Annotated in this window: 11 protein-coding genes; 6 read left to right on the plus strand and 5 right to left on the minus strand. The window is 75.6% G+C overall.

Features of this window, described 5'->3' with window-relative positions; translation table 11 throughout:
- The first annotated feature begins 65 nt into the window (after nt 1-65).
- Nucleotides 66-1,469 carry a diaminopimelate decarboxylase gene (gene lysA / locus ABZ497_RS33230; RefSeq protein WP_359810939.1) on the plus strand — a complete coding sequence of 468 codons (1,404 nt, stop codon included), beginning with the start codon at nt 66-68 and terminating at the stop codon, nt 1,467-1,469.
- A gap of 32 nt (nt 1,470-1,501) precedes the next feature.
- Here the strand turns inward: lysA and ABZ497_RS33235 are convergent, their stop codons facing one another.
- The 3 genes from ABZ497_RS33235 to ABZ497_RS33245 all read right to left on the minus strand — a co-directional run bounded on the left by ABZ497_RS33235 (nt 1,502) and on the right by ABZ497_RS33245 (nt 5,716).
- A complete protein-coding gene (locus ABZ497_RS33235; protein WP_359810942.1) occupies nt 1,502-3,145 on the minus strand; it encodes an amidohydrolase in 1,644 nt (547 codons plus the stop codon).
- Nucleotides 3,142-4,656 (minus strand): APC family permease, encoded by a 1,515-nt coding sequence (locus ABZ497_RS33240; protein WP_359810944.1) that lies wholly within the window; start codon nt 4,654-4,656, stop codon nt 3,142-3,144. Before ABZ497_RS33240 ends, ABZ497_RS33235 begins: the two co-directional genes overlap by 4 nt.
- Nucleotides 4,657-4,786: 130 nt before the next feature.
- Nucleotides 4,787-5,716, minus strand: a complete 930-nt coding sequence (locus ABZ497_RS33245; protein WP_359810947.1) for an Lrp/AsnC family transcriptional regulator — start codon at nt 5,714-5,716, stop codon at nt 4,787-4,789.
- Between the two features lie 134 nt (nt 5,717-5,850).
- Between ABZ497_RS33245 and ABZ497_RS33250 the strand changes: the two genes are divergently transcribed.
- Complete coding sequence (locus ABZ497_RS33250) at nt 5,851-6,063, plus strand: hypothetical protein (RefSeq protein WP_359810949.1); 213 nt, start codon at nt 5,851-5,853, stop codon at nt 6,061-6,063.
- Nucleotides 6,060-6,527: an SsgA family sporulation/cell division regulator gene (locus tag ABZ497_RS33255; RefSeq protein WP_352290854.1), complete on the plus strand. Its 468-nt coding sequence runs from the start codon at nt 6,060-6,062 to the stop codon at nt 6,525-6,527. Before ABZ497_RS33250 ends, ABZ497_RS33255 begins: the two co-directional genes overlap by 4 nt.
- Nucleotides 6,528-6,698: 171 nt before the next feature.
- Here ABZ497_RS33255 and ABZ497_RS33260 read toward each other — a convergent pair whose 3' ends face one another.
- Nucleotides 6,699-7,112, minus strand: coding sequence for a DUF5997 family protein (locus ABZ497_RS33260; RefSeq protein WP_359810952.1), 414 nt, complete (start codon nt 7,110-7,112; stop codon nt 6,699-6,701).
- A 57-nt stretch (nt 7,113-7,169) separates the two neighbouring features.
- On the opposite strand from ABZ497_RS33260, the gene ABZ497_RS33265 reads away from it, so the two are divergent.
- Entirely contained in the window at nt 7,170-7,976 is an 807-nt protein-coding gene (locus tag ABZ497_RS33265) for a LysR substrate-binding domain-containing protein (RefSeq protein WP_329486579.1), read from the plus strand.
- A gap of 117 nt (nt 7,977-8,093) precedes the next feature.
- On the opposite strand, the gene ABZ497_RS33270 is transcribed toward ABZ497_RS33265, so the two are convergent.
- Complete coding sequence (locus tag ABZ497_RS33270; protein ID WP_352290856.1) at nt 8,094-8,447, minus strand: VOC family protein; 354 nt, start codon at nt 8,445-8,447, stop codon at nt 8,094-8,096.
- A gap of 179 nt (nt 8,448-8,626) precedes the next feature.
- Between ABZ497_RS33270 and ABZ497_RS33275 the strand changes: the two genes are divergently transcribed.
- Together ABZ497_RS33275 and ABZ497_RS33280 are read left to right on the plus strand one after the other, a co-directional pair.
- On the plus strand, nt 8,627-8,902 hold the full coding sequence (locus ABZ497_RS33275; RefSeq protein WP_359810957.1) for a heavy metal-associated domain-containing protein: 276 nt from the start codon (nt 8,627-8,629) through the stop codon (nt 8,900-8,902).
- Between the two features lie 118 nt (nt 8,903-9,020).
- On the plus strand, nt 9,021-9,932 hold a 912-nt coding region (locus ABZ497_RS33280), incomplete at its 3' end, for a heavy metal translocating P-type ATPase (protein ID WP_359810960.1).

Genomic DNA, 9,932 nt, shown 5'->3' on the forward strand with positions numbered 1-9,932 from the left:
GCCCGCGCCGGGCGGGACACCGCCGGCGCCCCGCCCGCCCCGCCCCGCCCGCAGGAGCCGCCGCCATGACCGTCCTTCCCGCCCCCGCCCCCGCCCCCGCTCCCGCCCCTGTCCCCGCTGCCGTCCCCGCGCCGGAGGCGGCGGCGCCCGTACCGGCGGGGGCCGCCGAGCCGCTCGGCGGCCCGTGGCCGGCCTCGGCGCACGCCGCCCCCGATGGGGACCTGCTGGTCGGCGGGGTCGGCCTGGCCGAGGCCGCCGACCGGTTCGGCACCCCGCTGTACGTCCTGGACGAGGACGAGGTGCGGGCCCGCGCCCGCGCCTACCGGCAGGCCCTGCCGCACGCCGACGTGCTCTACGCGGCCAAGGCCTTCCTGTGCGGCGCGATGGCCGACTGGGTCGGCGAGGAGGGCCTCGGCCTGGACGTCTGCTCCTCCGGGGAGCTCTCGCTGGCCGCCGCGGCCGGGTTCCCGGCGCAGCGGATCCTGCTGCACGGCAACGCCAAGACGCCGGAGGAGCTCCGGCTCGCCCGGCGGCTGAGGGTCGGCCGCATCGTCATCGACGGACCGGGGGAGATCGCCCGGCTGGCGGCCCTGGTGGCCGCGGACACCCCGCAGCGGGTGCTGGTCCGGGTGGTTCCGGGCATCGCCGCCGGCCACCACGAGGCGGTGCGCACGGGCGTCGGCGGCCAGAAGTTCGGCCTCCCGATCGAGGGCGGGGACGCGGCCGACGCGATCGCCCGGGTGCTGGCCCAGCCCGGCCTCGACCTGGTCGGCCTGCACTGCCACCTGGGCTCCCAGATCACCGGGGTCGAGCCCTACCTCGCCGCCCTGGACACGGTGGTGGCCTTCCTGGCGGAGCTGCGCGAGCGGCACGGCGTCGAGCTGCCCGAACTGGACCTCGGCGGCGGCCACGGCATCCGCTACCTGCCGGGGGACGACGCCTTCGACCTCGCCGACTTCGCCGCCCGGGTGCCGCGCCGGCTCGCCGAGCGCTGCGCCGGGGCCGGGCTCGCGGTGCCGCGCCTGGTGATCGAGCCCGGCCGGGCCGTCGCCGGGCCGGCCGGGGTGGCGCTCTACCGGGTGCTGTCGGTCAAGCACGGCGCGGACGGCCGGGTCTTCGCCGCCGTCGACGGCGGCATGAGCGACAACCCGCGGCCCGCGCTCTACGGCTCCCCGTACACCGCGCGGCTGGTCGGCCGGCGCTCCGACGCCCCGGCGGCCCGCGTGGACGTGGTCGGGCGGCACTGCGAGGCCGGCGACGTGCTGGTGCGGGGCGCCGGCCTGCCGGCCGACCTGCGGGCGGGGGACCTGCTGGCCGTCCCGGCGGCCGGCGCCTACCAGTTCTCGATGGCCTCCGGCTACAACCTGGTCGGGCGCCCGGCCGTCGCCGCCGTCCGGGACGGCCGGGCCCGCCTGCTGATCCGCCGTGAGACGGTCGAGGACTTCCGGGCCCGCGAGGTCGGCCGCTGACCGGCACCGCCCGGGGCGGGCGCGAACTCCCCCTAGGCCCGGTGCACGACCTCCCCGCCGACGACGCTCAGCTCGACGCGCGCCTCCGGGATCGCCTTCGGGTCGACGGCGAACAGGTCCTCGGAGAGCAGGACGAGGTCGGCGAGCTTGCCGGGGGTGAGCGAGCCGAGGCGGTCGTCCAGGAAGTTGGCGTAGGCACTGCCGAGGGTGTAGCCGCGCAGCGCGGTGGCCAGCGAGACGGTCTCGCCCTCCATCCACGGTTCCCCGCCGGCCAGGCCCCGGCGGGTGACGGCGGTGTAGAGGCCGACCAGCGGGTCCATCTCGGCGACGTTCCAGTCGCTGGAGAAGGCGAGCGTCGCCCCGGCCTCCTGGAGGCTGCGCATCGGCCAGGCCTTGGACCAGCGGCCCTCGCCCACCGCCTCGGCCCAGTCCTTGCCGGGGCCGGCGATGTCGGGGGAGCAGTGCCGGGGCTGCATGCAGGCGACCACGCCCAGCTCGGCGAAGCGGGAGACGTCGGCCGGGTCGAGGCACTCGACGTGGACCACCTGGTGGCGGGCGTCGCGCGGCCCGTTGACCCGGCGGGCGTGCTCGACGGCGTCCAGCACGGTACGGATGCCGCGGTCCCCGGTCGCGTGCACGAAGGCCTGGAAGCCGGCCGCGTCGAGCGAGGTCAGGAGCTCGGCGAACTCCTCGGCGGGGTAGAAGGTCTCGCCCCGGTGGCTGTGGTGGCCCGCGTAGGGCTCCAGCAGCGCGGCGGTGTGCGGCTCGACCACGTCGTCGATGTACAGCTTCAGCGGGCCGACCCGGAAGCGGTCGCCGGTGTGGCGGCGGGCGGCCGCCGCGAACTCGGCGAGCTCCGCCCCGGTGGTGCCGCGCGGGTGGAACAGCGCGGCGACCAGGCGCGAGCGCAGCCGGCCCTCGGCGATGGCCCGCTCGAAGAGGGCGAGGTCGTCGAGCGAGTTCTGCGGTTCGACGACGGTGGTGATGCCGTAGCGGGCGGCCAGGTCGAGGCTGGCGGTGAGCCGCCCGTACTGCCGCTCGGGGTCGGCCCACGGCACCCCGGCGGCGCGCAGCGCGCGGTGCCCGTCGCGGGAGAGGCCGCGCACCGCGAAGTCGGTGAGGAACCCGGTGGGCTCGCCGGTCGCCGGATCCTTCCGGACGGTGCCGAAGGCGAGTTCCCGGGTCTCGGCGGTGATGCCCAGGCGGCGCAGCGCGGCGGTGTTGAGCCAGGCGGTGTGCACGTCGTAGCTGAGGACCAGGGCCGGGTGGTCGCCGGTGTAGGGGTCGAGGTCGGCCGCGGTGGGCATCCGGCCGCCGGGGACGGCGGTGTAGTCGAAGGCCTCGGCCTCGATCCAGTCGGCGCCGGGGTTCCGCTCCAGCCACCGGCCGATCCGGCGGCCGATCTCGGGCAGGTCGGTGGCGCCGGCGAGTTGGACGCAGGCGGCGTCGGAGCCGAGCCGGACGTGGTTGTGGCTGTCGACGAAGCCGGGCACCAGCAGGCGCCCCCGGCCGTCGACGACCTCGGTGCCGGGCCCGGCCAGGGCCCGCCAGTCGTCGCCGTCGCCGACGTGGACGATCCGGCCGTCGCGGACGGCGACCGCCTCGGCGCGCGGCCGGCGGTCGTCCACGGTGTGGACGTGGGCGTTGTGGACGATCAGGTCGGCGGGGCGGTTCACGAGAACTCCGGAGCGGTGGCGGGAGCGGAAGCGGGGGTGCAGTCGGTGGCCGAGAGGCCGGCGGCGGCGCCGCGCGGGGCCTCGGCCTGGTCGGCCGGGAGGCTGAGCACCCAGTGGGTCGCGCTGCGCGGGCGCAGGTAGAGGAACCAGTAGAGGACCCCGACGAGCAGCACGGCGAGGGTGATCAGCAGGTCCCGGCCGGCCTGTTGGGTGAGCGCGTAGCCGAGCACCACGGTGGTGAGCACGGGCGCCACGGGCCAGAGCGGCATCCGCCAGGCGGGCGCGCCCCGGTGCCGGCCGCGCCGGGCGAGCAGCGCGGCGACGCCGAGCAGCAGGTAGATGACGGCGACCACGACCCCGGTGAAGCCGAGCAGCGCGTCGATCGGCACGGTCAGGGCGAGCACGGCGCCGGGCGCGCCGATCGCGAGGGTGGCGACCCACGGCGAGCCCCAGCGCGGGTGCAGGGTGCCGAGTGCCCGGTTGACCGGGTCGGGCCAGGTGCGGTCGCGGGCGGAGGCGTACAGCACCCGGCCGTTCTGGATCACCATGACGATGACGGCGTTGAGGATCGCGGCGGCGATGCAGAGGCTGACGAAGGTGCCCACCGTGCTGCCGGCCCAGGAGTCGACGATGGCGACCAGGTCACCGGCGGCCAACTGGTCGGGCGACGCGACCCCGAGGCAGATCGCCACCACCGGGACGGTGATCACCACGACCCCGGCCAGCAGCGACCAGAGCACCGTGCGGGCGACCGTGCGGCGCGGGTCGCGCAGGTCCTCCGAGAGGTAGACGGCGGTGCCGAAGCCGTTGTACGTGAACATCGCCACGGCCAGCCCGGACACCAGCAGTCCGAGGGTGAACGGTCCGGTGCCGCCCTGCCCGTCAGGGACGACGGCGTGCACCAGTGAGGAGACCGGCTGGTGGACGTGGGTGAAGCCGAGCACCGCGACGATGCCGGCGGCGAGCACTTCGAGTCCGAGGAAGATGCCGGTGATCAGCGCGTTGGACTTGATGTCCAGCACGCCGACCGCGACGGCCAGCGCCATCACGGCGGCGCCGGCGACCGCCGGGTCCAGCGAGAGCACCGAGCCGAGGTAGTCGGCGGTGCCGAGCGCGATGATCGGCGGGATGACCAGCAGCGAGACGATCGAGATCATGAAGACCAGCCAGCCGGCCAGTCGCCCGAGCACCTGGCCGACGATCGAGTACTCGCCGCCGGCGCTGGGCACCAGGGTGCCGAGTTCGGCGTAGCAGAGGCCGACGCCCAGCGAGAGCACGGCGGCGATCAGCAGGCTGATCACGGCGCCGCTGCCCTGCGACATCAGCAGCGGGGGCACCACGATGAAGAGCGACGAGGCCGGGGTGACGCAGGACAGGGTGAGCAGGACCCCGCCGAAGACGCCCAGGGAGCGGGGGAGCGCCTCGACCGCGGGCCGGGGGGAGCCGGCGGGCTGCGGGGAACCGGCGGGCCGGGGGCCGTCGGCGGTCTGTGGGGGAGGGGAAGAGGCCATCGGGGGACCGGACTCTCTCACGGGGAAGGTGTCCGACCATTGAAAGGGTGGTGAAAAGAAAGCGTCAAGGGCTCACGGCTGTCATTTCGCCCAGAGAATCGGCCTCATTCTGCGAATCATTTGCCGATCATCATTCAGCGCTGTCGAATGCCGGTCCGATGGGCAGATCGTAGGTGTAGGACTCCTTGACGATGTCGAGGTGCACCCAGGACTCCGAGCGCGTCACGCCGGGCAGTCCGCGGAGCGCCTCCAGACCGTGCAGCAGGGCCGGGCGGTCCGGGGCGTCCAGCCCGCAGACGAGGTCGAAGCGGCCGTAGCCCGAGGCCACGTAGTTGACGCCGGGCAGCGCGGCGGCGGCCTCCGCGACCTCGCGTGCCGGTCCGAGCACCCCGAGCCCCACCCCGGCGGCCTCCCGGACGCCGAGCGCCCGCGACTCCACCAGGCCGGTGACGTGCACCGCGCCGACCTCCAGCAGGCGCAGCACCCGGGCCCGGGTGGCCGGCTGGGAGAGGCCGATCCGGTCCGCCAGCGCCGCGAAGCTGGCCCGCCCGTCGGCCTGGAGGAGTCCGAGCAGCCGCCGGTCGGTCCCGTCCAGGGCGGGCAGCGCGCCGGTCCGCAGGTCCGGGCCGGACGGCGCGTACGCGTCCCGGACCAGCTCGGTGCAGCGGAACACCTCGACGCCGCGTACCCCGGGCACCGCCCGCAGTGCGGCGAACTCGCGCTCCAGCGCCGCGTCGTCGGCCACCCGGAGCTCGGCGATCACACTCCGCCGCCCGGCGGTGCAGGAGACGAAGCTGGCCGCCCGCCGGCCGGCGGCCGCCACGGCCACCGGCCGGGCCGGGCCGGCCACGTCCAGGGAGGCGTGGGCGACGGTGGTGATCCCGGCGACGGCGGGCGGCACGATGCCGACGATCCGCACCTCGCCCCGGGTCAGCAGCCGCTGCACCCGGGCCCGCGCGGCCTCCCGGGAGATCTCCAGCAGTTCGGCGAGCCGCTGGTAGCTGACGCGGCCGTCGCGCTGGAGCTCCCGTACGAGGGCGGCGTCCGTGGTGTCGAGCACGAGGGGCTCCCGGGGGCGGCGGGGTGGCTGGTCCCGGCAATCTATCCGGCCGCGGCGGGGCCGGGCCGGACGGGTCCGCGCGACTGCGCCGGGGGCGGAGGGTTACCGCAGGTGGGGCCCGTCGTTGTCCAGGCATGAGAAACGACCTCCAGGCCTTCGCCCTCGCAGGCGAAGAAACGATTCCTCATGAGCAGGCACCGATCTTCACGCACCTCGTCGCCCTCTGGATCGGCTACGGGCGGACGGTGCCCGGCCACGTCGACCAGGAGTGGCACCGGCTGGTCCAGCCACCCCGGTTCGCCCCGCCGGCCCTCGGTGCCACCGGTCCCGCCGGAGAACCGGAATGACCGGCCGGGAGACACCGCACGTCCCCCCGCAGCGCTCCGGCGCGGAGGCGACGGCCCTGGACCTCGACCTGCGGGCGGTCGTCTGTCCGGGCCTCACCGTCTGCGTGAAGGCCCGCCTGCGCTACGACGTGGCCGAGCCGTACGCGGTCTACCTGGACAGTCACGTCGACCGGGCGGAGCCGATCACCTGGATGTTCGCGCGCGAGCTGCTGGCGGCGGGGACCACGCGGGAGGCGGGCATCGGCGACGTGTCGGTCCGCCCGGGCACCGGCGAGGACGCCGGCACCGTGCTGGTCGCGCTCGGCGGGGACGAGGGCAGTGTCGTGCTCCGGGCCCGGGCCGCCGAGGTCAGGGTCTTCCTCGGGCGCACCGACCGCCTGGTCCCGCCCGGCCGGGAGCACGAGTACCTCGACCTGGACGGGCTGGTGCGCCGGCTGCTCGACCACGGCAGGCCGGGGCCGTGACCGGGGGCGGCGGAAGGTGCCCGGCTGCCCGCGCGGGCGGGGCGGTGGACCGGAGGGGCGGCCGGGAGCGGTCGGCCGCGGCGGGCCGTCGGCGCGGAGCCGTCGGCACGCGGGCGGTGCGCGGGAGCGACCGGGCGGCGGAAGGCGAGGAGGCCGCCGCCCCGGACGGGATTAGCGGGTCTTGGCGGGCGGCGTCGCGGCGGCCTGCTGCTCGTTCTTCTCCTTGATCCGCACGGCCTCCTTGCGGACGTCGGCCTGGACGGTGCGCTCGCGCTCCAGCCAGGTGGGGTTCTCGGTCTTCAGGGCCTCGATCTGCTCGGTGGTGAGCGCCTCGGTGACGCCGCCGCGGGCCAGGCCCGAGACGGAGACGCCGAGCTTGGCCGCGACGACCGGGCGGGGGTGCGGGCCGTTGCGCCGCAGCTCCTGGAGCCACGCGGGCGGGTCGGCCTGCAGGGTGTTGAGCTCCTCGCGGGAGACCACGCCCTCCTGGAACTCGGCGGGGGCGGCGTTGAGGTAGATGCCCAGCTTCTTGGCGGCCGTGGCCGGCTTCATGGTCTGGGTCGTCTTCGACTTGAGCGATGTCATGGTCACTAGGGTAAGCGAGTGAGTGGCGGCCCCGATCACGGTCGGTAGCCTTGCAGCGTGACAGAGATGCAGGCGAACCCCTCGTTCCGACTGGTGTACGTTCCGGGCGTGACGCCCGGTAAGTGGGTGCGCGTCTGGGAGGAGCGGCTGCCCGACGTCCCGCTCACCCTGGTCGCGGTACCGGTGGAGGAGGGCGCGGCGACGCTGCTGGCCGACGCCGCCGACGCGGGGCTGGTCCGGCTCCCGGTGGACCGGGACCGCCTCAGCGCGATCCCGCTCTACACCGAGGCCACGGTCGTCGTGTTCCCGAAGGACCACTGGCTGGCGGCGGCCGACGAGGTGCCCCTCGCGGACCTCGCCGAGGAAGTGGTCTTCCACCCGCTGGACGACACCCTGGGCTGGGCGGAGCTGCCCGGCCGCCCGGCGATCGAGCGCCCGGCCACCACCGCGGACGCGATCGAACTGGTGGCGGCGGGGGTCGGCGTCCTGCTCGTCCCGCAGTCGCTCGCCCGCTTCCACCACCGCCGGGACCTCACCTTCCGGACGGTGTCGGACGCCCCCCAGTCGCAGGTCGCCCTGGCCTGGCAGCTGGACCGGACCACCGACCTGATCGAGGAGTTCATCGGGATCGTCCGCGGCCGGACGGTCAACAGCTCGCGCGGCCGGGGCCAGACGCCCCCCGCGGCCGAGCAGCCGAAGAAGGCCGCCGCCGGTGGCGGCCGTCCGCGCGCCGGTTCCGGCAAGCCCGCGGCCGCGGGCCGCTCCGGCGGCGGGAAGTCCGGCGGCGGCCGCCCCGCCGCGGGGAAGTCGGGCTCCGGCAAGGCCGGCGCGCCCCGCCGCGGCCGCCCCCGCCGCTCCTCCTGACCCGCCCGCCGGCCCCCGCCACGATGGACCGGGGGCCGGCGGCGGTGGGGTCGGGACGAACCCCGGCCAGGCCCGTGACGCCTCCGGCCGGCGGTCACCGCCCGCGCGGCGGTGCCGTCAGCTGGGCTGCCACAGTTCGATGCGGTTGCCCTCGGGGTCGGTGACCCAGCCGAACCGGCCGACGCCCGCCATGTCCTGGGTCTCCTCGGCCACGTCCGCGCCCTTGGCGCGGAGTTGCGCGAGCATCGCCGCCAGGTCGCGGACGCGGAAGTTGAGCATCGTCCGCTGCGCGGGGGAGCCGAAGTAGTCGGTTCCGGACTCGAAGGCCGCGAACACCGTCGGCCCGGCTTCCTGCTGCCACAGGCCGTGCTCGTCGGCGTCGAGGCCGAGGCAATCGCGGTACCAGGCGCCCAGCGCCACCGGGTCGGTGGCCCGCATGAAGTACCCGCCCACTCCCAGCACACGTTCCATGCCGCCATCCTGCCAGGCCCGTCGATCCGGCGAGTGGCGCGGCGGGCGGACCGGTGCGCTCCAAGGGTTGCGCTGGATACCCCCTGGGGGTATGAATGGAGCCACGCCCGATTGGTACCCCTAGGGGGTATCCAGCCACGGGCGTCACGACAGGCTCGTCGACCGCTCCGGAGGAAACCATGTCCTGCTGCTCCACCACCGGCACCTGCTCCACCGGCGCCACGACCGTCGCCACCATCGGCGCCGTGACCACGGTCTACGCGGTCACCGGCCTGACCTGCGGCCACTGCGAGCAGGCCGTCGGCCGGGCGATGACGGGCCTGCCGGGCGTCACCGCCGTCGACGTGGACGTCGAGGCCGGCCTGGTCACCGTCGTGTCCGAGGCCGAGCCGGACGACGAGGTGCTGCGCGAGGCGATCGACGGCGCGGGCTATGCGCTGACCGGCCGGGTCTGACCCGGCCCCGTACCCCCGAGGGGTATCAACGGGAGCGGTCCCGCGAGGGTCCGCCCCGCAGCACCCGCAAGACGGTCGCGCCGAGGGCGCCACCGACGACGCACCACGAGGAGCCCAGATGACCACTCAGGCGCCCGCCTCCACGGAGGTGGACCTCCGGATCGGCGGCATGACCTGCGCGTCCTGCGCGGCCCGGATCGAGAAGAAGCTCAACCGGATGGAAGGGGTCGAGGCCACGGTCAACTACGCGACCGGGAAGGCGCGGGCAGTCGTGGCCGACGGCGTCCGGATCGCGGACCTGGTCGCCACCGTCGAGGCCACCGGCTACACCGCGGCCCTCCCGGCCCCCGACACCGCGCGGGCGCCGGCCGCGCGGCCGGCGGGGGCCGGTGCACAGGGGGCGGAGGCCGGTGCCGAACCGGACGAACTCGCCCCACTGCGGCAGCGGTTGGCCACCGCGCTCGCCCTGGCGGTACCGGTGATCGCGATGGCCATGGTGCCGGCCCTGCAGTTCGACAACTGGCAGTGGCTCTCGCTCACCCTCGCGGCGCCGGTCGTCACCTACGCGGCCTGGCCCTTCCACCGGGCCGCCTGGACCAACCTGAAGCACGGCGCCGCGACCATGGACACCCTGGTCTCGCTCGGCACGCTGGCCGCCTTCGGCTGGTCGCTCTGGGCCCTGTTCCTCGGGCACGCGGGGATGCCGGGCATGCGGCACGCCTTCGAGTTCAGCCTCGCCCGCGGTGACGGCTCGGCCGACATCTATTTGGAGGCGGCGGCCGGCATCGTCGCTTTCGTGCTGGCCGGCCGCTACTTCGAGGCGCGCGCCAAGCGGACCGCCGGCGCCGCGCTGACGGCGCTGCTGGAGCTCGGCGCCAAGGACGTCACCGTGCTGCGCGGCGGCGTCGAGGTCCGCCTCCCGATCGCCGAACTCGCCCCCGGGATGCGGTTCGTGGTGCGTCCGGGGGAGAAGATCGCGACGGACGGCACCGTGGTCGAGGGCTCCTCCGCGGTGGACACCTCGATGCTC

Source organism: Kitasatospora sp. NPDC005751, from assembly GCF_040630835.1.
Taxonomy (GTDB): Bacteria; Actinomycetota; Actinomycetes; order Streptomycetales; family Streptomycetaceae; genus Kitasatospora.